This window comes from Klenkia sp. AC732 (assembly GCF_979256525.1).
In genome coordinates, this window is the sequence record NZ_CEEDOS010000014.1 from 61,644 (window position 1) to 86,565 (window position 24,922).

A 24,922-nucleotide genomic window follows, 5' to 3' on the forward strand; every position below is an offset into this window, starting at 1 on the left:
ACGGGCCGCCCCCCTGCGCGGGGGGCGGCCCGTCCTGTCGTGTGGGGGGCGTCAGGTGAGCCGGCGGAAGGCGGCCAGCTGCTCCTTCATCGAGGCCAGCCGGGCGGCGTGCGCCGCACCGCGGCGCAGGGACACCGCGGTCGCCAGCACGTCGACGATCACCAGGCTGGCGATCCGGCTGACCGTGGGGGTGTCCCGGTCGGTGTCCTCGAAGGTCTTCACCGCGATGGTCACGTCGGCGATGCCGGCCAGCTCGCTGGTCTCGTCACCGGTGATGGCCACGACGGTCGCCCCGTTGTCCCGGGCCCGGCGGGCGATCTGCAGGATCGTCGACGTCGAGCCGGTGTTGCTCACCACCAGGAACACCTGGCCGGGCTCGGCCAGGGCGGCGGCCATGAACTGCTGGTGGGAGTCCGAGGGCACCGAGCACGGGACGCCGAAGAGCACCGCCTTCTGCTCCACGTCCAGGGCGATCACGCCCGAGGCGCCCAGCCCGGCCACCGTCATCGAGGTGGCGCCGAGGATGGCGTCGATCGCGGCACCGAGGGAGACCGCGTCCAGGTAGCGGCGGGTGCGGTCCAGGCTGCTGATGGTGTGGTCGAAGACCTTGGTCGCCAGCTCGCTGACGCTGTCCTCGGCGGAGATGGCGGACAGCGTGGAGGGCAGTCCGAGGGCCAGGCTCTGGGCCAGCGCCAGCTTGAACTGCTGGAAGCCGTCGAACCCCAGGCTGGTGCAGAACCGCATGACGGTCGGCTCGCTCACCCCGGCCGCCTCGGCCACGGCCGCCATGGTCGAGGCGACCACGAACGCCGCGTCCTCGGAGACGGTGTTGGCCACCTGGCGCTCGGAGGGACGCAGCGAGGGCAGCATCGTGGCGATGTGCTCCAGCAACGGGACCCCTGGGTCGAAGGGCATGTCCACTCCTGATCCGGTGCCGGCGGCTGGGTCTACTCCGGCGGCCCGGAGTCCAGCATGACCAGCAAGTTCACCACGGACTGCTCGGTGGCCCGACGCACGCTGGCGTCGGTGTACCCGCCCAGGTGCGGGGACAGGATCGTCCGCTCGTGACGCAGCAGGGGTGTGAGGGCCGGGGGCTCGGACTCGAAGGCGTCCACGGCGTAGGCGGACAACCGGCCGGACTCGAGGGCGGCCAACACCGCGGCGTCGTCGACCAGGGACGAGCGGGCGGTGTTGACCAGCACGGCGCCGGTGGGGACGGTCGCCAGCTGGGCGACCCCGACCAGCGCCGTCCCGTCGGCGGGCGGCGGGGCGTGCAGGCTGATGACGTCGGACCCGGCGAAGAGCTCGTCCAGTGCGACCTGGCGCGGCGCGCCGGGCCCTTCGGGCACCCGGGCGAACGGGTCGCTGACCAGCACCCGGGCCCCGAAGGCGGCCGCGAAGCCGGCCAGCGTGCGGCCGATGGCCCCGAAGCCCACGACACCGACCGTCAGGTCGGGGAGCTCGCGGCCCGGCGTGCGCGCCCACCCGCCCTCACGGAGCACCCGGTCGGCCAGCGGCAGCCCGCGCAGCCCGGCCAGCACGTGTGCGAAGGCCAGCTCCGCGACGCCGCGGGCGTTCGCGCCCCGGGCGGTGGCCACCTGCACGCCCCGGCGCTCCGCGGCGGCGGCGTCGATCGCGTCCGCGCCGGCGCCGTTGCGGCTGATCGCCCGCAGGTCGGGGAAGGCGGCGAGGACCTGGTCGTCGATCCGCTCGACGCCGGCGACCCAGCCGACCACGCCGTCCGCCACCTCGCGCAGGTCATCGGCCGTGGGCTGTCGCCCCGGCGGGCCGGACACGAGCTCGTAGCCGGCCTCGGTGAGCGGGCGCAGGGCGGGCAGCGTGGCCACACCGGCCGCCGTCATCGACCGGGGGGTGACCAGCACCCGTCCCCGGCTGGGCAGGTCGCTCACCGGGTGGTCGCCGCGATCTCGGCGAGCCGGTCGAAGCGGGGGCCGCTGGTGGGGATCTCGACGTCGAACACCTCGGCGATGACCTGGGTCCAGCCGTGCAGGAAGTACGTCCAGCCGTCCTCGACGGTCAGCGCCCGGTCCTGCTGCTGGGCGCGGGCCTGCTCCAGGAAGACCAGGTCGCCGCGGTAGTTCAGCTCCCACACCAGGGCCCGCTCGGGGAACCGTGCGCCGGCGCCCAGCGGGGAGCCGGGGGCGTCCTTGCCCAGCCCGGTGGCGTTGACGACCAGCGCCCCCGGGCCGAGCCCGGCCAGCACGTCGTCGTTGTCGCCGGCGCCCTGCACGGTCACGGTGCGCAGCGGGACGTCGGGCGCCACCTGGTGGTGGACGTCGGCCAGCACCGACAGCCGGGCCGACCCGCGGTCGGACACCACGACGCCGGCCGGCCGGGCCGCGCCCCGCTCGGGCCGGCTCAGGTGCCAGTCCATGGCGATCGCGGAGCCGCCGGCGCCCATGACGAACACCTCGCGGGGCTCGCGCGCGAAGAGCTCCGGGGGTGCGAAGGAGTCGATGGCCAGCCCGGAGGACCAGGGGTCCTTGGCCGAGGCGCGCAGCCCGCCGCCGCGCTTGGACAGGCAGCTGACCTCGCCCATCAGCCGGGCGAGCGGGTCGACCTCGGCGAAGTGGTCCCGGGCCGCCTCGTACAGGTCGATCTTGTGCGTGGTCACCAGGGCGCCCAGGCTCAGCGGATCGGCCGCCAGGAAGTCCACGACCTCCCGGTACTGCTCGGCCGGGGCGTGCGGGGTGATGTCGATGCCCACGAGCTCGACGTCGCCCAGCCCCAGCTCGACGGCCCAGCGGGGGAAGACGGTCCGGATCGAGGAGGACCCGGTGGTGACGCCGATGAAGTAGAACGTGGGCCGCTCCGCGGGGACCAGGTCGCCCGGGGTGCGGGTCACCGGGGTCACGCGGGCGCCCCGGGTGAGTCGATGTGGGTCCGCGCGGTCCGGGCCAGGGCCGTGATGCCGGTGAAGTCGCCGGCGTCGACCAGGGCCCGGGGGGCGATCCAGGTGCCGCCGACGGCGACCACCTCGGGGACGCCGAGGTACTCGGGGAGGTTCTCCAGCCGGATGCCGCCGGTGGGCATGAACCCGACCCCGCTGGCCCGCAGCGGGGCGGCCAGGGAGGCCAGCGCCGCGGCCCCGCCGGACTGCGCGGCGGGGAAGAACTTGACCAGCCGGTGCCCCGCGTCGACCGCGGCCATCACCTCCGAGGCCGTGACGGCGCCCGGGACGAAGGGCAGCCCGGTCGCCGCGGCGGCGGTCTCCAGGGCTCCCGTGCGGCCGGGGGAGACCAGGAAGCGGGCCCCGGCGGCGGCGGCCCGGTCGACGTCTCCGGGGGTGAGGAGCGTGCCGGCGCCCAGCAGGAAGTCCGGCAGCTCGGCGGCGACCGCGGCGATGGCGTCCAGGGCGGCCGGCGTGCGCAGGGTGACCTCCATGGCGGGGAACCCGCCGGCGGTCAGCGCCCGGGCCAGCGGCACGGCGTGGGCGGCGTCGCTGATCTCCACGACCGGCACGACCCGCAGCGCCCGCAGGGCCGGCGTCACGTCGGCGCTCACGAGCGGGCCCGGTAGCCGCGGTGGGCCGGGTTGGTGCGGACGGTCCAGCCCTCGCCCTCGCCTTCGCCGTCGGCGACGACGAGGTCGCGCATGCCGCCGGCCTCGCTGATCACGCCGTAGTCCTGGCCGGCGTCCGCGGCGTAGCAGAACAGCGTCACGAAGGGCTCGGTGCCGACGTTCACGCTGCGGTGCACCCAGTGGCCGGGCACGTCGACGGCCTGGCCGGCGCGCAGTTCGACGGCCTCCGACCGGCCGTCGAGGGTCTCCAGCAGCATGACGCCGTGGCCGCTGAGGCAGTGGTAGAGCTCGGCCCGGTCGGCGACGGCGTGCAGGTGCCCACGGGTGACGGCGAACTCCTCGCCGTAGCGGCCGGGCAGCAGCGTGCTGGTGCCGACGATGAGGGCGCCGGGCTCGGAGCCGTAGCGGTGCTCGTGGACGTCGTAGACCAGCTGGTCGGCGCCGTCCCGCGCCAGGGCGGCTGCGTAGGCGTCGGGGTCGGCGTAGACGCCGTCCATGTCGCCCAGGTGCTTGCGGTAGACCCGCGTGGCGCCGGTCATCCGACCGTCGACGGCGATCTCGATGCGGGCCGGGGTGCTGATGGTGGGACTCACGCTCTCCTCCTCGGGTCTGTAGTCAAACTACACAGACCGAGGGGGAGATGGCCAAGACCGGGGCTGGGCGTTCGCCGGATCACACTCTGATGGGCTTAGAATGTAGTCTGCCTAACCACATCGCGGAGGAGCAGGGATGACTGCGAGCTTGAGCGGACGACGGGTCGCCGTCACCGGAGCGGCCGGCGGGATCGGCACGGCCATCGTCGAGCGATTGCTGGCCGAGGGTGCCGAGCCGGTCGGCCTCGACGTCACCGGCCTGGACCGGCTGCCCGCCGGGGTCCCCGGCTTCCAGGCCGACCTCACCTCGCCGGAGTCGATCGCGGCCATCGTCGCGCAGCTCTACGCCGAGGACGGGCGACCGGTCGACCTGGTCAACTCCGCGGGCATCGTCGAGGACGACGTCGCCGCCGAGACCATGCCCGTCGAGCAGTTCGACGCCGTCTACGGCGTCAACATCCGCGGCGTCTTCATCGCCTCGCAGGCCTTCGGGCGCGAGCTGCTGGCCCGCGGCGGCGGGTCGATCGTGAACATCGCCTCGATGAGCGGCAACGCGGTCGTCAACCACCCGCAGAAGCAGAGCGCCTACAACTCCTCCAAGGCCGCCGTCAGCGCGCTGACCCGGTCCCTGGCCGTCGAGTGGGGCCCGCGCGGCGTCCGGGTCAACACCGTGTCGCCCGGCTACGTGGACACCCCGCTCAACCACCTCAAGGCGCACATGCACGAACTCTGGAAGGCCGACACCGTCCTCGACAGGTTCGCCACCCCCGCCGAGGTGGCCGGAGCCGTCGCGTTCCTGCTGGGCCCCGACGCGGGCTACTTCCTCGGCGCCGAACTGCTCATGGACGGGGGGTCGTCGCTGCGCTGAGCGCGCGACGGAGACCAGATGATCATCGCCCACGACCTCGGGACCACGGGGGACAAGGCCACCCTCGTCGACCACGACGGCCGCCTCGTCGCCTCCGTCACCGCGGCCTACCCGGTGGACTTCGGCCCCGGGGGCAAGGCCGAGCAGGACCCCGAGGACTGGTGGGCGGCGGTCTGCCGGTCCACCCGGCAGCTGCTCGAGCAGACCGGCACCCCGGCCGGGGACGTCGACGTCGTCACCTTCTCCGGCCAGATGATGGGCGCCGTCCTCGTCGACGACGCCAACCGCAGCCTGCGCCCGGCCGTCATCTGGGCCGACACCCGGGCAACGGCGCAGGCCGAGGAGCTGGTCCGGCGGGTCGGCCTGGAGCGCGGTTACGCGATCACCGGGCACCGGCTGAACGCCACCTACACGCTGCCCAAGATCGCCTGGCTGCGGCAGCACGAGCCCGAGGTCTTCGCCCGGGCCGCCGCCGTCCTGCTGCCCAAGGACCACCTCGTCGCCCGGCTCACCGGGGTGCGGGTCACCGACCCCTCCGACGCCTCCGGGACCAACGCCTACGACCAGGGTGCCGGGACGTGGTCCGCCGAGCTGCTGGAGGCCGCCGGTGTGCCGGCGTCGCTGCTGCCCGAGATCGTGCCCAGCACGACCGTCGTCGGCACGGTCACCCCGGACGCCGCCCGGGCCACCGGGCTGGCCGCCGGCACCCCCGTCGTCATCGGCGGCGGGGACGGCCCGATGGCCGCCCTGGGCGCGGGGATCGTGGACGCCGACTCCGGCGCCTACGCCTACCTGGGCTCCTCCTCCTGGGTGTCGGTGGCGTCGGCGGCCCCGGTGCTGGACCCGCAGATGCGGTCGATGACGTTCAACCACGTCGTCCCCGGCGCCTTCGTGCCCACCGCCACCATGCAGGCCGGTGGGGCGTCGCTGCAGTGGGTCACCGACGTGCTGGCCCCCGGCCAGGCCGACCGGTACGAGCGCCTGCTGGAGGCCGCCGAGGTGGAGGCGGCCACCGACGGGCTGTTCTTCCTGCCGCACCTGCTCGGTGAGCGCTCCCCGTACTGGAACCCGCGGGCCCGCGCCGCCTTCGTCGGCCTGCAGGTCCACCACGGCCGCGGGCACCTGGTCCGGTCGGTCCTGGAGGGCGTCGCCTTCACCCTGCTCTCGGGCCTGCGGGCCTTCACCGACGCCGGGGTGCCCGTCACCGGCGTCGACGCGATCGGCGGTGCGGCCCACGCCGAGCTGCTGCTGCGCGTCTTCGCCGACGTGTGGGGCGTGCCGGTGTCCTCCCGGGACCTCGTCGACGAGGCGACGTCGGTGGGGGCCGCCGTGGTCGGCGGCGTCGGGGTGGGCGTCTTCGCCGACTTCGAGGTCGCCCGCACGATGTCCCGCCGGACGTCGCGGCGGGAGCCCGACCCCGAGCGGTCCTCCCGCTACGCCCAGGCGCACCCGCTGTTCACCGACGCCTACCGCCGGCTGGAACCCTGGTTCGAGCAGGTCGCGCAGCGGTGACCCCCGCCGTCCGCACCGTCCTGGGCGACGTCGACCCCGCCGTCCTGGGCGTGACGGACTACCACGAGCACCTCTTCCAGGTGTCCCCGTTGCTGGCCGGTGACGAGCTGGAGGACGAGGCGCGCTCCGGCGAGGAGGCCGCGACCCTGGTGGCGGCGGGCACCACCGCCATGATCGAGGCCACCCCGAGCGACCTGGGCGCCCGGCCCGACGCCGTCGCCCGGATCAGCGCCGCCTGCGGGCTGCACGTCGTGCACACCACCGGGGCCCACCACTCCGGGCACTACGCCGCCGGGCACCCGCTGCTCGGGCGCACCGTCGACGAGCTCACCGCCCGGTTCACCGCGGACGTCCAGGAGGGCCTGCGACTGCCCGACGGGGCGCTCGCCCGGACGCCGGGCGGGGCGCCGGTGCGGGCAGGGATCGTCAAGGGCGCGGCCCGCTACTGGTCGGTGGACGACTTCGGCCGCCGCGTCCTCACCGCCTGCGCGGGCACCGCCCTGGCGACCGGCGTCGCGGTGATGGTGCACCTGGACCACGGCTCGGCCGCCCACGAGGTGCTCGACCTGCTCGCCGCGGACGGCCTGCCCGCCGACCGGGTGGTGCTGGCCCACGTGGACCGCAACCCCGACCCGGGGCTGCACGCCTCGCTGGCCCAGCGCGGCGCCCACCTGGGCTACGACGGCGCGGCCCGGCACCGGGAGGCACCGGACTCCGTCCTGCTGGCCTGCCTGGAGGCCACCGTCGACGCCGTCGGCGCCGACCGGGTGCTGCTGGGCGGCGACGTCGCCCGGGCCTCCCGGTACCGGGCCTACGGCGGCATGCCGGGCCTGGACTACCTGCCCCGCCGGTTCTCCCCGCGGGTGGCCGCCGCCCTCGGCGACGACGTGCTGCACGCGATCACGGTCACCAACCCGGCCCGGCTGCTGCAGCTGTCCGCCTGAGCACCCGGAACAGCAGTGCACCGGTACCCGTTCTCCGTGGTGTGAGCCTCTCCCTCGTCGTCCTCGGCGACTCCATCGCGTTCGGTACCGGCGCGGCCGTGCCCGCGGACGCGATCGGCCCGCGACTGGTCCGGGCCCTGGCCGAGGACGGCGTGGACGCCGCCCTGCAGGTGGTCGCCGTCCCCGGGGCGACGTCGGCCGGGCTGGCCACCCAGGTCCGGCAGGTCACCCGGGCGCACCTGGCGCTGGTCGTCGTCGGCTCCAACGACCTGACCCGGCTCGTGCCACCGGCCACCGCGGCCCGCCAGCTCGGGGACGCCGTCCGCGACCTGCGGCTGCTGGGCGCCGACGTGCTCGTCGTCCCCGCGCCGGACCTGTCCACCGTGCCCTGGGTGCCGCCCTCGTTCCAGGCGATGGTGTCCACGGCCAGCGGGGAGCTGCGCCGTCAGCAGACCGAGGCGGTGCGGGCCGCCGGGGGAGTGGCCGTGCCCATCGGGGAGGAGCTGGGCCAGCGGTTCCGCGCCCAGCCGGCGCTGTTCTCCGGTGACCGGTTCCACCCGTCGTCCTCGGGCTACGCGCTCATCGCCGAGGCGCTGCTGCCCGTCGTCCGGTCGATCGCCCGCGCCCGCGACGCCGCCTAGCCCTGCGGCTCCCCTTCCTCGGCCTCGTGGGCCTTGAGCTCGCGGGTGGCCATGCCGCCCTCGCCGCCCTCGTCGCGGGGGCCGGCGTGCAGCTGGGTCTCGGCGTCGTCCTTCTCGGGCTCGGTCACCCCGACAGCCTCCCCGCCCCGCGCCGCCGCCGCAGCCGGAACCCGGCCCCGCCAGGTGGCTGAGCCACCCAGCTGGCGGTCCAGCCACCGTCTACCGCGGTCCGTCCCCCAGCTGGGCGGCTCAGCCGCGCAGCGCGAGGACGCCGGCGCCGCGCCAGGTGGCTGAGCCACCCAGCTGGCGGTCCAGCCACCGTCTACCGCGGGCCGTCCCCCAGCTGGGCGGCTCAGCCACTCAGCGCGACGACGGCGCAGACGTGCACGACCACGGCGCAGACGCCTACGACGACGGCGGACCACGACGACGGCGCCGGCCCCCACGGTGGGGGACCGGCGCCGTCGGGGAGCAGAGAGGGCTCAGAGCACGTCGAACTCGTTGAACGCCGCCCCGCCGGACAGGGTCGCGTAGCCCGGGCCGCGGTCGAAGAACGGCTCGTCGCCGGTCCGCTCCGCCCGCATCGAGGCACGCAGCTCGTCGGTGGCGGTCAGGTCGGCGTCGTCCTCGTCGTCGACGACGACGCCGTAGTCCCGGCGGGCGCCCTCGACGCTCACCTTGAGCCAGGCGATGTCCTGGAGGACCTCCTCGACGGGGCGCTCCAGCGGGTCGCCCCAGCCACCGCCACCCGTCGTCCGGACCCGGACGACGGTGCCGGCGGTCAGCGGCTCGGCGTCGGCGAGCGCGTCGACCTCGTGCTCGTCGGGGCCGCCCGGGTCGACGGTGATCTGGAACGGCCGGCCGGCCTTGCCGCCCTTGACGCCCCAGCAGGCCAGGATCGAGCGGTCTGCGATGGACATGAAGTGCGCGTCGCGGAGCACCCGGATGTGCTTCTCGTAGCCGCAGCCGCCCCGGTAGCGGCCGGGGCCGCCGGAGTCCAGCGCGAGGCCGAGGGCCTCGATGCGCAGCGGGAAGCGGCCCTCGGTGAACTCGGTGGGCAGGTTCCGGCTGTCCGGGACGACGTGGATGGTGTCCTCGCCGTCGGCGTAGTAGCGGCCACCCGACCCGCCGCCGAGGACCTCGCGCATGAGGTAGGACTCGCCGTCGGCGTCGGTGCCGTAGACGCCGGTGTAGCGGATGGTCTCCTGGTCGGCGGGCATCCGGCCGCCGGTGGCCTTGGCCAGCACCCCGGCCAGCACGCCCAGCAGGCGCAGGATCACGAAGGTGCGGGCGTTGGTGGGGGCGGGGAACACCGGGGTGAGCAGCGTGCCCTTCTCCGGGAAGCGCATCTCGATCAGTGGGACGACGCCCTCGTTGACGTCGAGCTGGGCCATCCGCTCCGGGGTGGCGGCCAGGTTGCGCAGCACCGGGGCCAGCCACTTCTTGAGGAAGTTGCCGTCGGAGTAGTCGCCGCAGTGGTTGATCGGGCCCTTGGCCTGGGGGCCGGTGCCGGTGAAGTCGATGACCAGCGGGACCTCGGCGGTGGAGTCCATGGTCAGCGTGATCCGCTGACGGTGCAGCATCGGCTCGTCGACGCCGTCGTGCTCGGCGTAGTCCTCCCAGACGTAGGTGCCGTCGGGGATCTGGGACAGGATCTCCTTGCGGTAGACCTCGGTGGAGTTGCTCAGGATCGCGTCGAAGCAGGCCTCGACCGCCTCCACCCCGTACCGGTCGAACAGCTCGCCGAGCCGGCGGGCGCCGGACAGGCAGGCCGAGCACTCGGCGTCGAGGTCGGCGGCCAGCGAGTCGGGCATCCGCGAGTTGCGGGTCATGATCTTGAGCGCGGACTCGTTGGGCACACCGCGGTCCCACAGCTTGATCGGGGGGACCATCAGGCCCTCCTCGAACATCGAGGTGGCGGCCGAGGGCATCGAGCCGGGCACCGCGCCGCCGATGTCGTCGTGGTGGCCGAAGGCCTGCACGAAGGCGACCACCTGGGGGCGGCCGTCGACGTCGGCGAACACGGGCACGGTGACGCACAGGTCGGGCAGGTGGCCGATCCCGCCCTCGGAGAGGTAGACGTCGTTGTGGAAGAAGACGTCACCCACGTTCATGGCGTCGATCGGGTAGTCCCGGACGACCGGCTGAACCAGCGCCGAGTAGGACCGGCCGGTGAGCTTGCGCAGCTGCCGGTCGTGGATCCCGGCGCGGAAGTCGTGCGCGTCGCGGATCATCGGGGAGCGGGAGGTGCGGCCGATCGCCGTCTCGACCTCCATCTCGATGGCGGCCAGGGTGCCCGCGACGATCTCGACGAGGACGGGGTCGGCGGCGGTCTTCGGAGCGGTCACAGCGCGGCCTCCTTGGTGAGCAGCAGGTTGGCGTAGGAGTCGACGGTGGCCACGAAGCCGGGGTGCACCGGGACGGTGGAGCCGAACTCCTCGACGATCGCCGGCCCGACGACGACGTCCCCGGGCTGCAGGTCCGGCCGCCAGTAGGTGGGGGTGTCGACCCACTCGTCGAACCAGACCGGCCGAGAACCGGAGACGGCGTCGGCGACCGACCCCTCGGTGCGGTCCGGCAGGGCGACCAGGTCCGGACGGCGGATCGGGCCGATGCCGCTGACCCGCAGGTTCACCCACTCCACGGCCTGGCGGGGGTCGAGGCTGAAGTCGTAGCCGTAGAGCTGGCGGTGCGCGGCGTGGAAGGCGGTGGCGACGTCGTCGAGGACGGCGGCGTCCGGGGTGCCCTCGGCGACCGGCACCCGCACCTCGAAGGCCTGCCCGACGTAGCGCAGGTCGGCGGTGCGCTGCATGCGCTGCTCGGCGCGGCCGAAGCCCTCGCCGTCCAGGGCGCGGGCGGCCTGGTCCTCCAGGGCGGCGAAGGCGGTGCCCACGGCGTCGGCGTCCAGCGCGGTGTGCCGGGTGACCATGGTCTGCACGTAGTCGTTGCGGACGTCGACGGTGAGCAGCCCGAACGCGCTGACGTTGCCCGGGTTCGGCGGCACCAGGGTGCGGGGCAGGCCGAGCACGTCCATCAGCCGGCAGGCGAGCAGGGAGCCGGAGCCGCCGAACGTGGTGAGGGTGAAGTCCCGGACGTCGAGGCCCTTGGCCACGGTGACCTGGCGCAGCGCGTTGGCCTGGTTCCAGGCCGAGATCTCTAGGATGCCGGTGGCCGCGGCCTCCAGCGTCAGGTCCAGCTTCCCGCCGAGGGTCTCCAGGCCCCCGCGGGCGGCCTCGACCGACAGCGGGATCTCACCCCCGAGCAGGTGCGGGGGGATCCGGCCGAGGACGACGTGGGCGTCGGTGACGGTCGGCTCCGGGCCGCGGCTGGGGTAGCACATCGGGCCCGGGTCGGCGCCGGCCGAGCGGGGGCCGACCTTGAGCGTGCCCTCGGGGGACAGCCAGGCGATGGAGCCGCCGCCGGCGCCGACGGTCACGACGTCGATCATCGGGATCTTGGACGGGTAGTCGCCGACCGTGCCCTCGGTGGTGAGCGCGGGCTCGCCGTCGATGACCACGGTGACGTCGGTGGAGGTGCCGCCGCCGTCGCAGGTCAGGATCCGGTCGAAGCCGGCGGTCTGGGCGATGAGCGCGGCGCCCAGGGCGCCGGCCGCCGGGCCGGACAGCATGGTGGTGATCGGCTGGTGCACGACCTCCTCGGCGCTGAGCACGCCGCCGTTGCTCTTCATCACGTAGAACGGCACGCCGGGGGCCAGGGTGTCCAGCCGGTGCCGGATGTTGGTGACGTAGGCGGCGACCTTGGGCTTCACCGCGGCGTCGACGAGCGTGGTCACCGAGCGCTCGTACTCGCGGTACTCGCGCAGCACGCCGGAGCTGATCGACACGACGCACTCGGGGTGTTCCACGTGGAGCACGTCGAGCATGGCGCGCTCGTGGGCGTCGTTGGCGTAGGCGTGCAGGAAGCAGACGCCCACGGTGGTGATGCCCGCGTCGGCGAAGAACCGGGCGGCCGCGACGGCCTGCTCGCGGTCGAAGGGCCGCACCTCGGCACCGGTGTGGTCCAGCCGGCCGCCGACGGTCTTCACCAGGTCGGCGGGCACGATGCGCGGCGGCTTGACCCAGAAGTAGGAGTTGCCGTAGCCGTCGGGCACGGACTGTCGGGCGATCTCCAGCACCGACGCGTAGCCCTCGGTGGTGATGAAGCCGATCCGGTCCAGCTTGCCCTCGAGCAGCTGGTTGGTGGCCACCGTCGTCCCGTGGCTGACCGCGGTGACGGCGCTGCCGTCCAGGCCCAGCATCCCCAGCACCTTCTCGACGCCGGCCAGGAAGCCGTCGGCGGGGTCACCCGGGGTGGAGGGCGTCTTGGTCGTCGTGGTGGCGCCGGTCTCCTCGTCCACCGCGACCACGTCGGTGAAGGTGCCGCCGGTGTCGATGCCGATGCGTACGCGCCTGCTCGTCATGGGATTTACCTTAGTGCTGAGACATCTATAGCGGAAGGGTCCGGGCGGCCCCACCCTGTCAGGGTGTCGGTGTGACGCTCACCCTCGCCGACCTGTGCAACGACGCCGCGCTGCTGTCCTTCGAGACGCAGCTGCACCTGGCCGAGGTGGTCGGCGACCGGCGCTGGGACGTCGACCTCGCCACCGGCCGCTTCGTCTTCGGCGGCGGCACCGGCGAGCACGTCGGCGAGCTCGTCTGCACCCGGGTGCACCTGCTCGGGTCCGCGGCGCCCGGTCCGCGGTCCTGGCTGTGGTCCTGGGCCACCTCCCAGGGCTGGTCGGACGACGTCACCGACCTGGCGCGCTGGCTGCGTGGGTTCGGCGAGCAGCAGGGCGTCCGCGAGCTCGCCGAGCCCGAGGTCGCCTTCGCCGACGTCCCCGGGGACGACGACCCACTGGTCGTCGGTGCGGTGCTGATGGACGCCGCCAAGGCCGCGGCGGGCCGGTGGGTCGGGTACAGCGGCCCCGTCGGCGGCGGCACCCGGGCGGCGTTCCTGCTGGAGCACCCCTCCTTCGTGCTGCCGGCACCCGAGGGCGTGCGGGTGGTCCGGGTGCTCAGTGAGGGCCTGATGGGCGCGCCGCTGCTGACCGACCACCGGCGCGCCGTTGCCGCGTACGCCACTGCGCGCCCGCTCGCCTGGAGGTGGGCCCCGGACGGCGCGGCGGTGGAGCTGTCCTGCCCCGGTGCGGCCATCACCATGCGCTTCGACGAGCTGGGTCGCATCGGGGGCATCGCCAGCACGTTGGGCTGAACCCGTGTCGTGGGGTTGCAGGTACCGACGCCGTCCGTCATGCTGTTACCCGTGACCGACGGTCACACGCACTCTTCCCCGACAGCGGAGGAACGCCAGCCATGACCAGCACCCTGCCGAACCCGAACACCGACCAGCTCGGCGCCGTCTTCAGCGCCGACGTGCGGGACGGCGAGGAGGTCTCGCGCCGGCTGCTGGACTCGGCCGCCCAGCTGTCCTACGACCCCACCACCGAGGTCGACTGGGACGCCGAGCTGGACCCGGCCCACCACGGGTTGAACCCGCAGTGGAGCACCCTCTACGGCACCGCGCTGTGGGAGGAGATGACCGAGCAGCAGCGCGTCACGCTGACCCGGCACGAGGTCGCCTCGATCATGAGCACCGGCATCTGGTTCGAGATGATCCTGCAGCAGATGCTGCTGCGGGAGCACTACGCCGCCGACACCTCGCGGGCGGACTTCCAGTTCGCCCTCACCGAGATCGCCGACGAGTGCCGGCACTCGATCATGTTCGCCCGGGCCTGCTCGAGGATGGGCATCACCGGCTACAAGCCCAAGCGCAGCGGCATCGAGCTGGGCCGGTTCTTCAAGACCACCGCGAACGCCGAGACCGCGTTCGGTGGCGCGCTCGTCGCCGAGGAGGTCCTCGACGTCATGCAGCGCGACTGGATGCGCGGTGAGGACGTGCTGCCGATGATCCGCACCACCAGCCGGATCCACGTGGTCGAGGAGTCCCGCCACATGACCTTCGCCCGGCAGGAGATGCGGGAGTCCCTCGCCGGCGTCAACCCGGTCCGCCGCCGCATCTCCGCGTTGGTCATCGCCATCGTCACCCAGGTCGTCGTCACCAACCTGGTGCACCGCGACGTGTACGCCGCCGCCGGCCTGGACACCGACCGCGCCGTCCGCGAGGCAGCCGGCAACAAGCACCACCAGGCCATGATGCGCACCAGCAGCCGGCACCTCATGACGTTCCTGGGCGAGTGTGGTCTCCTCACCGCCCCCGCGGTGCGGATCTACCGCTCGCTGCACATGCTCTGAGCCCAGGCGTCCCGTCATGGCCTTCGCCATCACCCAGAACTGCTGCAGCGACGCCTCGTGCGTCTCGGTGTGCCCGGTCAACTGCATCCACCCCACGCCCGACGAGCCCGGCTTCGGCACCACCGAGCTGCTGCACGTCGACCCGGCTACCTGCATCGACTGCGGGGCCTGCGCCGACGCCTGCCCGGTCGACGCGATCGCCCCGGTCTGGCTGCTGCGCCCGGACCAGCTGGTCTTCGCCCAGGTCAACGCCGAGTACTTCACCCGCCCCGACGCCCCGGCCAGCCCCGTCTGGGACCCGCCACGGTTCCCCGGAGTCGACCTGGCCGCCATCGGCCGGCTCGACGTCGCCGTCGTCGGCACCGGCCCGGCCGCGGTCTACGCCACCCAGGCCGTGCTGCGCGCCACCGACGCCCGGGTCACCCTGATCGACCGCCTGACCACCACCGGCGGGCTGGCCCGCTACGGCGTCGCCCCCGACCACCCCGGCACCCGCCGCGTCCTGGAGAGCACCGCCGCGGTGCTCCGGCACCCCCGGGTCACGCTGCGCGCCGGGGTCGAGGTGGGCCGCGACGTGACCCCCGCCCAGCTGGCCGCCGAGTTCGACGCCGTCCTCTACGCCACCGGTGCCGCCGGCGACCGCTCGCTCGGCGTCCCCGGCGAGGACCTGCCCGGCAGCGTCGCCGCCCGGTCGGTCGTGCACTGGTACACCGGCCACCCCGAGGCCGCGCCCGTCGACCTCGCGCAGGTGGAGCGGGTCGTCGTCGTCGGCACCGGGAACGTGGCGCTCGACGTCGCCCGGATGCTCACCGGGGACCCCGGCCGGCTCGCCGGCACGGACACGGCAGCCGCTGCGGTCGCGGCGCTGCGGGCCAGTGCGGTCCGCGAGGTCGTGCTCGTCGCCCGCCGCAGCGCCGCCGACGCCGCCTGCAGCCGATCCGAGCTGCGCGCACTGACCCACCTGTCCGGGGTGCAGGTCCAGCTGGCCGGCGAGCCGCCGGTCGGCGCCGAACCCGGCACCCTGGGCGCGCTCTTCGCCGACCTGGACCGCTACGCGGGCGACCTCGCCGCCGCGCCCGCCCCCGGGCGTCGCATCGTGTTCGCCTTCGACCGCACGCCCGAGGCGGTGGTCGGTGACGGCCGGGTCGCCGGCTTGCGGGTCCGTGACGTCGACGGCGACACCACGACGGTGACCGCCGACCTCGTCGTCCGGGCGATCGGGCACGTCGGGGTGGAGCTGCCCGGCCTGCCGCACGACCCGGCGACGGGCCGGGTGCCCAACGACGCCGGCCGGGTCACCGGCGCCGACGGCCGGCCGGTGCCGGGCACCTACGTCGTCGGCTGGGCCAAGCGCGGCCCCTCGGGCGGCATCGGCGCCAACCGCTCGGACGCCGAGGAGACCGTGCAGGCCCTGCTGGCCGACGCCGCCGCCGGCCTCGTCGGCCGCCCCCGACCCCGCCGCTGAGCCCCCCTGCACGGTCCTGCGGTCTGGGGCCGGGGCGTCAGCCCTGGGCGAGGTCGGCCACGTGCTGCCACTGCTCCCAGTTCGCCAGCCGGGACTCGTAGTCGGCCTTGGCGATCTGGATCGGCAGGCTGCCGAAGAACACCCGCAGCGGCGGCTCCTCGGCGTCCACGACGGCCAGCACGGCGGCGGCGGAGGCCTGCGGGTCGCCCGGCGCGCTCATCCGCGACGCCCGCTGCTCGGCCGCCTTCGCCCGGAACGCGTCGTAGGCCGGGTTCGCCTGCGCGTGCTTGGCCGACGCGCCGCCCCAGTCGGTGGAGAACCCGCCCGGCTCGATGATCGTGACCTTCACGCCGAAGTCGGCGACCTCCGCGGCCAGCGCCTGGCTCATGCCCTCCAACGCCCACTTGCTCGCGTTGTAGATGCCGATGTTGGGGAACGCGGAGACCCCGCCGATGCTCGAGACCTGCAGCACGTGGCCCGAGCCCTGCTCGCGCAGGAAGGGCAGTGCGGCCTGGGTGACCCACAGCGCGCCGAACACGTTGGTCTCGAACTGGGCGCGGGCCTCGGCCTCGGAGATCTCCTCGATCATCCCGAACTGGCCGTAGCCGGCGTTGTTGACCACCACGTCCAGGCGGCCGAAGTGGGCGTGCGCCCGCTCGACGGCGGCGAACACGGCGGCCCGGTCGTCCACGTCGAGCTGCACGGGCAGCAGGCGGTCGCCGTACTGCGCGGCGAGATCCTCGAGTGAGGCGGTGTCCCGGGCGGTGGCGGCGACGGAGTCCCCGCGCTCGAGGGCGGCGGCGGTCCACTCGCGGCCGAAACCGCGGGAGGCGCCGGTGATGAACCAGGTCTTCGGCATGTCCGGTGCAGCGCCTCAGGCCGGCGTGATGTTCCGCAGCGGGAGCAGTGTCTGCCGGGCACGTTCGGCGAGCAGGAACGTCCGCGGCCGCCCGGACGGCGTCACCGGCACGTCGTCGGCGTCGATGGCGAGCACGTGCCGGGGCACCGCGTGGCGGGGCAGGTGCTCCGCGCACCAGGCGACCGTCGACGTGACGAGTGGACACCGGTGACCGGGCCGACGTCACGCGCCGTGCGTGGTACGGCCGGCACGGGCCCCGGACGCGACGGACGCCCCCTCCCGGTGTGGAGGGGGCGTCCGTCAGGTGCGGGTCAGCGCTGCTGCTGGCCCTCGTCCGGGTCGACCCGGGGCAGCTGCTGGGTGCCCGGGTCGTCGTCCCGGTAGGTCGGGACCGGCGGCTGCTCGTAGGCCTGCTGCGGGTCCGGGACGGGGATGGCCTCGGTGGAGTAGGCCTGCGGCTGGCCGTACTGCTGCTGGTCGCCGTAGGACTGGCCGTACTGCTGCTGCCCGCCGTAGGACTGGTCCCCGTAGGACTGCTGGCCGTACTGCTGGCCGTACGCCTGGGCCTGCTGGGCCTGCTGACCCTGGCTGCCGTACTGCTGCTGGCTGTCGTAGGACTGCTCGCCGTAGGACTGCTCGCCGTACTGCTGGGCAGGTGCCCACTCACCCGGCTGGCCGCCCTGCGGGCCGGCGTCCGGGGTGGCCGTGTGGCCCTGCTGCTGGGCCGGGGCCCAGCCGCCCTGGTCCCGCGACTGGTCCTGCGGCCGGTCCTGCGACGAGGTGACCGGCGCCTGCTGGCCGCCGAACGCGGTCGCGCCACCGGACTGCTGCTCCGCGGAGGACTGCGGGCGGTACTGCTGGGCCTGCTCGCGGACGGCCTGGCCGGCCGGGCGGGCGTTCTGTGCGGCGCTGCGCATGGCCGGCGCCTCGGACTCGACCTTGCTCAACGCGTTCTCCCAGCGCTGGCGCATCGGGACGATGCCACCACCACCCACGGCCACGACGACGACGCCCACCAGGGCGGCGAGGGTGGCGTAGAGGACGGCGTTGACGACGTTCTGGGCGATCTCCAGCTGGTCGAGCGCGGCGATGACGCCCAGCGCCAGGACCACGGTGGAGGCGACGTTGGCCAGCAGCCGGCCGTAGGACAGCGAGCCCAGGCTGTTCTGGACCAGCAGCTTGACCCCGGCGGCGATGGCCGCGGCGATCACCAGGATGAGGATCGCGACGAAGACCTTGGGCAGGTAGCCGATGATCGCCGAGAGGTAGTCGCTGATCGGGTTCTGGCCGAAGACACCGAACGCCGTCGACAGCACGAAGAGCATGACTGCGTAGAACACGATCTTCGCCAGGATTTGCGAGGCGTCGTACTGCGAGTTCGCCAGGGCCTTCTTGATCCCACCGCGCTCGACGGCCCGGTCGAAGCCGACCTTCTCGAGGACCTTGACCAGCAGCTTCTCCAGCGCCTTGGCGATGAAGTAGCCGATCGCCAGGATGATGAGGAAGAGCAGGAGCTTGGGGAGGAACGCGACGACGTTGTCGAGTGCGTTCCGGAACGAGTCGCCCATGGGCGGGTGCCTCCGTCGGTGCGGGCGCCGTGGTTGGCGTCGAGGTGATCACTGCCCGGTGATCGACTCCGGCAACCCCGTGACGCCCAGCTGATCCGGTCCCGTTCCGGTCGGAGGCCGTGCGGGACGGGTCAGCGGGGGCGGCCGATGCCCAGCCCGTGGAGCGTGGCCGGCACCGCGCCGGGGGGCAGCTGCCACACCGACCACGGGTGGACCAGGTCGCCGGTCCCCGGGCAGACGGCGAGCCGGCTCACGACGTCGGCAGCTCCCCGAGGCCCCAGCTCCCCGAGGTCCCAGCTCCCCGAGGCCCCAGCTGACCGCGTCCAGCTCACCGCGGGTGCGGGACGCCCAGGTCAGCCGCGCCCGGTCGTCGAACGCGCGCAGGTCCAGCCGGCCGGCCTCGACGGCCCGCCGCAGCCAGCTCTCCCCGAGCGCCCGGTCGGCGTCGGACGCCCGCAGCTCCGACGTCGGCAGCACCTCGCCCGTGCCCCGGGATGCTGGCAGGGACGGGCATCGCTGTCAGCAGTCCCGGGGCGCAGGATCAGGGCCGGCGGCCCAGCAGGTAGCCGATGACGACCCCGAGCAGGGTCAGCACGCCGCCGCCGACGGCGGCCAGCGCCAGCTCGGCCGGGGCCGTGCCGGTGGAGCTGCCGGTGGAGCTGCCGGTGGCCATCGGTGCTGACCGGGCGGGGCCCTGGTGTCCGCCTGCGGGCGCAGGCGAGCCGGTGACCGCCGCGGTGTCGCTGACCGCCGCGGCCGACGGGGTGACGTTCGCGTTCGCCGGGGCCTGCACGGCCGGGGCCGTGCCGGTCAGCTCGGCGTCGATCGCGGAGAAGAACTGTCCGGCCAGCCGCTTGGCGACCCCGGTGATCATCCGCTGGCCCACGCCGGCCACCGCGCCGCCGACGACGGCGTCCGCGTCGTAGCGCAGCCGGGTGCCGCCGTCGACGGCCTCCAGGGTGATCGGCACGGTCGCGCGCACCGAACCGGGACCGCCCGAGCCCGAGGCGTGCATGACGTAGCGGGTCGGCTCGTCCTTGTCGGTCAGCTTGACCTCACCGGCGTACACGCCCCGGATCGCGCCGACGCCGACCGAGACGGTCATCGCGTACTCGTCCTCGCCGGTGCGCTCCAGGCCCTGGCAGCCGGGGATGGTGCGGGCGAGCACGGCCGGGTCGGTGATCGCGGCCCAGACGGCGGCCGGGGGAGCGGACAGGGTGGCGGTGCCGTCGAGCTTCACGCGGGGACTCCAGTGGTTGCGGCGGGGACGCGCTCGGCGTCGGGGGAGCGGACCAGGTCGTAGAGCTCGGTGGGCGAGATCGGCATGGCCGCGATCCGCCGGCCGACGGCGTCCTCGATGGCCGAGGCGATGCACGCCGTCCCGGGGATGACGCCGGCCTCGCCGGCGCCCTTGAGGCCCAGCGGGTTCAGCGGGGACGGGGTCTCCTGGTGGTCGATGACCACGTCGGGGACCTCGCTGGCGTAGGGCATCAGGAAGTCCATGAAGGAGGCGTTCTGCAGCTGCCCGTCGGCGTCGTAGGCCATCCGCTCGTAGAGCGCACCGCCCACGCCCTGGGCGACCCCGCCGTGGACCTGGCCCTCCACGATCATCGGGTTCACGATGTTGCCGCAGTCGTGGACCACGGCGTAGTCGACGACCTCGATCTCCCAGGTGGTCGGGTCGATCTCCACCACCGCGGCGTGTGCCCCGGAGGCGAAGGTGGACCGGATCGGGGAGTAGTAGTCCACGTGCTCCAGGCCCGGGGCGTCGCCGACGGCGACCGGGGGCTTGGAGTCGTCGCCGGGCCCGGCGAACTGGGTGGCCTGCCGGGCGGCCTCGTCGAAGGCGTAGCGCAGCGGGTTGGACAGCACGGCCACGGTGCGCAGCGGGATCGCCGTCCCCGGGGTGCCCTTGACCTGGACGACGCCCTCGTCGATCTCCAGGTCGTCGACGTCGGCCTCCAGCACCTCGGCGGCGATCCGCAGCGCCTTGGCGCGGACGCCGCGGGCGGCCAGCGCGATGGCGTTGCCGCTCATCACCGCGGCGCGGGAGGCGAACGTGCCCACGGCGTAGCCGAAGCGCCGGGTGTCCCCGGTGGTGACCTCGACGTCCTCGATGGGGACCCCGAGCTCGTGCGCCACGATCTGGGCGAACGCGGTCTCGTGGCCCTGGCCCTGCGAGGTGAGCCCGGTGGAGACCAGCACCTTGCCGCTGCCGAGGACCTGCACGTGCCCGCCCTCGTAGGGGCCGGGGCCGGTGCCCTCGACGTACATGGCCATGCCGATGCCCAGCTGCTTGCCGCGGCTGGCGGCCTCGGCCCGGCGCTCCTCTGCCCGGTCCCACCCGACGAGCGCGATGAGCTTGTCGAGCAGGCCCTCGTAGTCGCCGGAGTCGTAGATGACCGGCCGGCCGTCCTGGAACGTCAGGTGGTGGTCGTAGGGGAACTCGTCCTTGCCGATCAGGTTGCGGCGGCGGACCTCGGCCCGGTCCAGCCCGAGGTCCTGGGCGATCCGGTCCATGGTGCGTTCCATCGCGTAGCAGCCCTGCGGGCGCCCGGCGCCGCGGTAGGGCGTGACGATGACGGTGTTGGTGTAGACGCTGTCGATGCGCACCCGGTAGACGGGGATCGCGTACGGGCCGACCAGCTGGGTCGCCGTCACGATCGGCACGATGATCCCGTAGGGCGTGTAGGCGCCGTTGTCGTGCCAGCCGCGGACGTCGAGGGCGGTCACCCGGCCCCCGTCGTCGTAGCCGACGGTGATCTCCTGGCGCTGCTGCCGCTCGTGGGCGGAGGAGATGAAGTGCTCGCGGCGGTCCTCGGCCCAGTGCACCGGCTGGCCCAGGGCGATGGCGGCCATCGGCACCAGCAGCTCCTCGGGCCACGGGTGCACGATCTTCACGCCGAACCCGCCGCCGACGTCGGGGGCGACGACCTCGACCTTCTCCAGCGAGAGCTGCAGCTTGGCCGCGATCGCGGCGCGCACCGAGGTGGAGGCCTGGGTGGAGGTGTGCACCCGCAGCGAGGAGTCGTCGCGGTTCCACACCGCGTGCACGCCCTTGCCCTCCATCGGCATGCAGGCGCTGCGCTCGATGTACTGGGTGAAGCTCAGCGTGTGCGTCGAGGCGGCCAGGGCGGCCTCGACGTCGCCGGTCTCCTGGTGGTGCCGGGCGGCGACGTTGTCGGGCACGTCCTCGTGGACGGCGTGCACGGCCTCGCGTGCGGCGTCCACGCCCACGACGACCGGGAGCTCCTCGTAGGTGACCGCGATCCGGTCGCAGACGTCCTCGGCGACGTACCGGTCGGTGGCCACCACCATCACCACGGCCTCGCCCACGTGCTGGACGACGTCGCGGGCCAGCGGGAAGCCGGTGCGGGGCGAGGTCAGCTGGGGGTGCGGGATGAGCACGGGGAGCGGCTCGGCCATGGGGCCGACGAGGTCCTCGTAGGTGTAGATCGCGACGACGCCGTCGACGTCGAGGGCGGCGTCGACGTCGATGCCGGTGATCCGGGCGTGGGCGTAGGGGCTGCGGACGAAGGCCGCCGCGAGCGCGCCGTGCCCGATGTCGTCGGTGTACCGGCCGCGGCCGGTGATCAGCCGCAGGTCCTCGCGTCGGCGGACCGGCTCGCCCATGAGCTTGGTCGTCACGCGCCGGCCCCGTCCTTCATCAGGCCCGCGGCGTGCCGGCAGGCCTTCTTGATGTTGGCGTAGCCGGTGCACCGGCAGAGGTTGCCGCCGACGATCTCGTCGACCTCGTCCTCGGTGATGTCGGTGGTCCGGTCCCGCGCCTCGAGGCCTGCGGCCATGGTCATCAGGAAGCCGGGGGTGCAGAACCCGCACTGCAGGGCGTGGCACTCGCGGAAGGCCTCCTGCACCGGGTGCAGGACCTCACCGCCCCGACCGTCGTCGCGGGCCAGGCCCTCGACGGTGGTGACCGCCTTGCCGTCGACCTGGACGGCGAGCACGAGGCAGGACCGGACGGGCGTGCCGTCGACGAGCACGGTGCAGGCACCGCACACCCCGTGCTCGCAGCCCACGTGGGTGCCGGTGAGCTGGAGGTCGTGCCGCAGCGCGTCGGACAGCAGTCGACGGACGGGCACGGTGGTTTCACGTGACACACCGTTGACGGTCACGGAGATGGTGCGCTCGGTGGAGACGCTCATCGGTTCTGTGCCTCCTGTGCGGCGCGGGCGAGGGTGCGTTCGGTGAGCACGCCGACGAGCAGCCGGCGGTAGTCGGCGCTGGCGTGCAGGTCGCCGTCGGGGTCCACGAGGGTGCGGGCCAGGTCGCCGGCGGCGGACCAGTCGGCCTCGTCGACGGTCCGGCCGGAGACGGCCTCGGTGAGGTCGTGCACCTCGGGCACCAGCCCGACGGAGATGTAGGAGGCCCGGGCGGAGACGACCCTCGAGGACTCGTCGAGGGTGACGGTCACGCCGGCGCCGCAGACTGCGTAGTCGCCCTTGCGGCGGGAGACCTCCTCGAAGGCGGTCCCGGTGCGGGCCGGCAGGGCGGGGAAGAAGGCCTCGGTGACGACGGCGGGGCCGTGCACGGAGGTCTCCAGGGGGCCGACGAAGAAGTCGGCCCAGTCGACGGCGGAGCTGCCCTCCGGCGTCGCGACGGTGACGGAGCCACCGGTCAGCGCGAGCACGGAGGTCATCTCGCCGGAGGGGTCGGCGTGGGCGATCGAGCCGACGGTCGTGCCGCGGTTGCGGATCGCGGGGTGGGCCACGTTGGCGGTGGCCCGGGCCAGCAGTGGCTGGACGGCCGCAGCGCCGGCGTGGTGCAGCAGCGTCGCGTGCCGCACCAGGGCCCCGACCCGGACGCCGTCGTCGCTCACGGCGACGACGTCCAGGTCGGGCACCCGGTTGATGTCCACGAGCGTGGTCGGGGAGGCCAACCGCATGGACAACAGGGGGAGCAGCGACTGCCCTCCGGCCATCACCTTGGCGCCCTCACCCTCGCTCTGGAGGACGGTGAGCGCCTCGCTCAGCGAGGTGGGGTCGGCGTAGCCGAAGGGTGCCGGTTTCACTTGTCGCGCATCTCCCTGTCCATGGTGCGGGTGGTGTTCGTCCGCTCGTCCAGCGAGGACGGGTCAGCACCGCCGTCGGCGGTGTGCGAGCCGGTGGCCCCCAGGGCCGGGCCGGTGCCGTGCCGGAAGCCGTCCTCGGCCAGCAGGGACTCCTTCATCTCCCGCGGCGCCAGTGCCCGGGCGACGTGCCAGCCGCCGACGGCGACGATCGTGCCCAGGGCGATGCCCGACAGGGAGAAGTCGTCGGTGATCTGGAGGTTGACGTTGCCGATGCCGATGATGATCCCGGCCGCGAGCGGGACCAGGTTGATCGGGTTGGCGAAGTCGACCCGGTTCTCCTTCCAGATCTTGGCGCCCAGCAGGCCGATCATCCCGTAGAGGACGACGGTGATGCCGCCGAGCACGGCGCCCGGCGTCGCGTTGACCACGGCACCGAACTTGGGCACCAGGCCGAGCACGATCGCCACGATCGCGGCCACGTAGTAGGCGGCCGTGGAGTAGACCCGGGTGGCGGCCATGACACCGATGTTCTCGGCGTAGGTGGTGGTGGGGGACCCGCCGACCGAGCTGGCCAGGACCGTGCCGACGCCGTCGGCGAAGACGGCGCGGCCCAGCACCGGGTCCAGGTTGCGCTTGGTCATCTCACCGACGGCCTTGACGTGCCCGGCGTTCTCCGCGACCAGCGCGATGACGGCGGGCAGCACCAGCAGCGAGAAGTTCACCGAGAAGCTGGGGGCGGTGAAGGTGGGCAGCCCGAACCAGTCGGCGGCCGCGACGCCGTCGAGGTTGACGCGGTCGTGTGTGGTGATGGCGCCGGCCCCGGCGTCGAAGGAGGTGATCTGGCCGGCGGTGGCGTCCAGCAGCAGCGACAGCAGGTAGCCGAAGACCAGGCCCAACAGGATGGAGATGCGCGACCAGAACCCGCGCAGCGCCAGCGACACGACGATGACGAAGGCCATGGTGGCGAAGGCGACCCACTGGTCCTGCGGCCAGTAGGTGCCGGCGGCGACCGGGGCCAGGTTGAAGCCGATCAGCAGCACGACGGCGCCGGTGACGGCCGGGGGGAGCACCTTGTTGACCACGACGGGGCCGGCGGTCTGGATGACCAGGCCGACGATCGCCAGCACGATGCCCGAGACCAGGATGGCGCCCACGACGTCGCCGGAGTCACCGCCACCGGCGCGGACCGCCGCGACGCCGCCGACGAAGGCGGCGGAGGTGCCCAGGTAGGAGGGCACCTTCCCCTGCACGATCAGCAGGAAGACGATCGTCGCGATCCCGCTCATCATGATCGCGAGGTTGGCGTCCAGGCCCATGATCAGCGGGAAGACGAAGGTCGCACCGAACATGGCGACGACGTGCTGGGCGCCGATCCCGACGGTCAGCGGCCAGGACAGCCGCTCCTCGGGGGCCACCGCCTGGCCGGGCGGCGGGGTCTTCCCGTCGCCGTACAGCTTCCACCCGAACGCCATGGTTCCTCCTGCTCGTGACGGCAACTCGCCGCAGCCCGCGGGCTCGATCCCACCGGGAGCGGTCACTGTGACACCGACCACCGACATCACGGAAGTACCTCAGCGCTAAATGTTCATGCCGGGATCATTGCACCCACATTTCTCTCACCGCTGAGAGACTTCCGCCTGTAGCGTCCC

23 protein-coding genes and 1 pseudogene are annotated in these 24,922 nt (G+C 73.7%); 7 read left to right on the forward strand and 17 right to left on the reverse strand.

Going from position 1 to position 24,922, the window contains the following annotated elements:
- Window positions 1-51: 51 nt before the first annotated feature.
- Genes AC0IVP_RS08805 through AC0IVP_RS08825 form a run of 5 tightly spaced genes read right to left on the reverse strand, consistent with a single transcriptional unit; the run spans window position 52 to window position 4,136 of the window.
- Window positions 52-915, reverse strand: coding sequence for a MurR/RpiR family transcriptional regulator (locus tag AC0IVP_RS08805; RefSeq protein WP_056290545.1), 864 nt, complete (start codon window positions 913-915; stop codon window positions 52-54).
- Between the two features lie 32 nt (window positions 916-947).
- Window positions 948-1,910, reverse strand: a complete 963-nt coding sequence (locus tag AC0IVP_RS08810; protein ID WP_471755983.1) for an NAD(P)-dependent oxidoreductase — start codon at window positions 1,908-1,910, stop codon at window positions 948-950.
- Window positions 1,907-2,866, reverse strand: a complete 960-nt coding sequence (locus AC0IVP_RS08815) for a shikimate dehydrogenase family protein (protein ID WP_200938720.1) — start codon at window positions 2,864-2,866, stop codon at window positions 1,907-1,909. Before AC0IVP_RS08815 ends, AC0IVP_RS08810 begins: the two co-directional genes overlap by 4 nt.
- A 5-nt stretch (window positions 2,867-2,871) precedes the next feature.
- Window positions 2,872-3,525, reverse strand: coding sequence for a bifunctional 4-hydroxy-2-oxoglutarate aldolase/2-dehydro-3-deoxy-phosphogluconate aldolase (gene eda / locus AC0IVP_RS08820; RefSeq protein WP_471755985.1), 654 nt, complete (start codon window positions 3,523-3,525; stop codon window positions 2,872-2,874).
- On the reverse strand, window positions 3,522-4,136 hold the full coding sequence (locus AC0IVP_RS08825; protein WP_471755987.1) for a glucose-6-phosphate isomerase family protein: 615 nt from the start codon (window positions 4,134-4,136) through the stop codon (window positions 3,522-3,524). Before AC0IVP_RS08825 ends, eda begins: the two co-directional genes overlap by 4 nt.
- A 136-nt stretch (window positions 4,137-4,272) precedes the next feature.
- Here AC0IVP_RS08825 and AC0IVP_RS08830 point away from each other — a divergent pair, with 136 nt between their 5' ends.
- Genes AC0IVP_RS08830 through AC0IVP_RS08845 form a run of 4 tightly spaced genes read left to right on the forward strand, consistent with a single transcriptional unit; the run spans window position 4,273 to window position 8,101 of the window.
- Window positions 4,273-5,004: an SDR family NAD(P)-dependent oxidoreductase gene (locus AC0IVP_RS08830; protein WP_056290559.1), complete on the forward strand. Its 732-nt coding sequence runs from the start codon at window positions 4,273-4,275 to the stop codon at window positions 5,002-5,004.
- Window positions 5,005-5,022: 18 nt separating this feature from the next.
- A complete protein-coding gene (gene xylB / locus AC0IVP_RS08835) occupies window positions 5,023-6,516 on the forward strand; it encodes a xylulokinase (protein WP_471755989.1) in 1,494 nt (497 codons plus the stop codon).
- Complete coding sequence (locus AC0IVP_RS08840) at window positions 6,513-7,460, forward strand: phosphotriesterase family protein (protein ID WP_471755991.1); 948 nt, start codon at window positions 6,513-6,515, stop codon at window positions 7,458-7,460. The genes xylB and AC0IVP_RS08840 overlap by 4 nt, the downstream gene beginning before the upstream one ends.
- A gap of 41 nt (window positions 7,461-7,501) precedes the next feature.
- Window positions 7,502-8,101: an SGNH/GDSL hydrolase family protein gene (locus AC0IVP_RS08845; protein ID WP_471755993.1), complete on the forward strand. Its 600-nt coding sequence runs from the start codon at window positions 7,502-7,504 to the stop codon at window positions 8,099-8,101.
- On the opposite strand, the gene AC0IVP_RS08850 is transcribed toward AC0IVP_RS08845, so the two are convergent.
- From AC0IVP_RS08850 to AC0IVP_RS08860, 3 genes are all read right to left on the reverse strand, one after another.
- Entirely contained in the window at window positions 8,098-8,229 is a 132-nt protein-coding gene (locus AC0IVP_RS08850; protein ID WP_255352958.1) for a hypothetical protein, read from the reverse strand. The genes AC0IVP_RS08845 and AC0IVP_RS08850 overlap by 4 nt on opposite strands.
- A gap of 354 nt (window positions 8,230-8,583) precedes the next feature.
- The gene (locus AC0IVP_RS08855; RefSeq protein WP_471755995.1) at window positions 8,584-10,449 is read right to left on the reverse strand and encodes a hydantoinase B/oxoprolinase family protein; all 1,866 of its coding nucleotides are present in this window, start codon (window positions 10,447-10,449) and stop codon (window positions 8,584-8,586) included.
- Window positions 10,446-12,521, reverse strand: a complete 2,076-nt coding sequence (locus AC0IVP_RS08860; protein WP_471755997.1) for a hydantoinase/oxoprolinase family protein — start codon at window positions 12,519-12,521, stop codon at window positions 10,446-10,448. The genes AC0IVP_RS08855 and AC0IVP_RS08860 overlap by 4 nt, the downstream gene beginning before the upstream one ends.
- A gap of 71 nt (window positions 12,522-12,592) precedes the next feature.
- On the opposite strand from AC0IVP_RS08860, the gene AC0IVP_RS08865 reads away from it, so the two are divergent.
- From AC0IVP_RS08865 to AC0IVP_RS08875, 3 genes are all read left to right on the forward strand, one after another.
- Window positions 12,593-13,312, forward strand: coding sequence for a DUF6882 domain-containing protein (locus tag AC0IVP_RS08865; RefSeq protein ID WP_471755999.1), 720 nt, complete (start codon window positions 12,593-12,595; stop codon window positions 13,310-13,312).
- A gap of 101 nt (window positions 13,313-13,413) precedes the next feature.
- Window positions 13,414-14,352, forward strand: coding sequence for an AurF N-oxygenase family protein (locus AC0IVP_RS08870; RefSeq protein WP_471756001.1), 939 nt, complete (start codon window positions 13,414-13,416; stop codon window positions 14,350-14,352).
- 16 nt (window positions 14,353-14,368) lie between these two features.
- Window positions 14,369-15,817 carry an FAD-dependent oxidoreductase gene (locus tag AC0IVP_RS08875; protein ID WP_471756003.1) on the forward strand — a complete coding sequence of 483 codons (1,449 nt, stop codon included), beginning with the start codon at window positions 14,369-14,371 and terminating at the stop codon, window positions 15,815-15,817.
- A gap of 37 nt (window positions 15,818-15,854) precedes the next feature.
- On the opposite strand, the gene AC0IVP_RS08880 is transcribed toward AC0IVP_RS08875, so the two are convergent.
- The 9 genes and pseudogenes from AC0IVP_RS08880 to AC0IVP_RS08920 form a co-directional block, all read right to left on the reverse strand.
- Window positions 15,855-16,676, reverse strand: coding sequence for an SDR family oxidoreductase (locus tag AC0IVP_RS08880; protein WP_471756005.1), 822 nt, complete (start codon window positions 16,674-16,676; stop codon window positions 15,855-15,857).
- A gap of 311 nt (window positions 16,677-16,987) precedes the next feature.
- Window positions 16,988-18,244 (reverse strand): mechanosensitive ion channel family protein, encoded by a 1,257-nt coding sequence (locus tag AC0IVP_RS08885; RefSeq protein ID WP_471756007.1) that lies wholly within the window; start codon window positions 18,242-18,244, stop codon window positions 16,988-16,990.
- 131 nt (window positions 18,245-18,375) lie between these two features.
- The gene (locus tag AC0IVP_RS08890; RefSeq protein ID WP_471756029.1) at window positions 18,376-18,498 is read right to left on the reverse strand and encodes a hypothetical protein; all 123 of its coding nucleotides are present in this window, start codon (window positions 18,496-18,498) and stop codon (window positions 18,376-18,378) included.
- Between the two features lie 64 nt (window positions 18,499-18,562).
- Window positions 18,563-18,721 (reverse strand): annotated as a pseudogene (locus AC0IVP_RS08895) (DUF1707 SHOCT-like domain-containing protein); the annotation flags it as partial.
- 64 nt (window positions 18,722-18,785) lie between these two features.
- Window positions 18,786-19,484, reverse strand: coding sequence for an SRPBCC family protein (locus tag AC0IVP_RS08900; protein ID WP_471756009.1), 699 nt, complete (start codon window positions 19,482-19,484; stop codon window positions 18,786-18,788).
- The gene (gene cutA / locus AC0IVP_RS08905) at window positions 19,481-21,892 is read right to left on the reverse strand and encodes an aerobic carbon-monoxide dehydrogenase large subunit (RefSeq protein WP_471756011.1); all 2,412 of its coding nucleotides are present in this window, start codon (window positions 21,890-21,892) and stop codon (window positions 19,481-19,483) included. The genes AC0IVP_RS08900 and cutA overlap by 4 nt, the downstream gene beginning before the upstream one ends.
- Entirely contained in the window at window positions 21,889-22,407 is a 519-nt protein-coding gene (locus AC0IVP_RS08910; RefSeq protein WP_471756013.1) for a (2Fe-2S)-binding protein, read from the reverse strand. The genes cutA and AC0IVP_RS08910 overlap by 4 nt, the downstream gene beginning before the upstream one ends.
- Window positions 22,404-23,273, reverse strand: a complete 870-nt coding sequence (locus tag AC0IVP_RS08915; RefSeq protein ID WP_056290609.1) for an FAD binding domain-containing protein — start codon at window positions 23,271-23,273, stop codon at window positions 22,404-22,406. The genes AC0IVP_RS08910 and AC0IVP_RS08915 overlap by 4 nt, the downstream gene beginning before the upstream one ends.
- Complete coding sequence (locus tag AC0IVP_RS08920) at window positions 23,270-24,745, reverse strand: uracil-xanthine permease family protein (RefSeq protein WP_471756015.1); 1,476 nt, start codon at window positions 24,743-24,745, stop codon at window positions 23,270-23,272. Before AC0IVP_RS08920 ends, AC0IVP_RS08915 begins: the two co-directional genes overlap by 4 nt.
- Window positions 24,746-24,922: the final 177 nt, after the last annotated feature.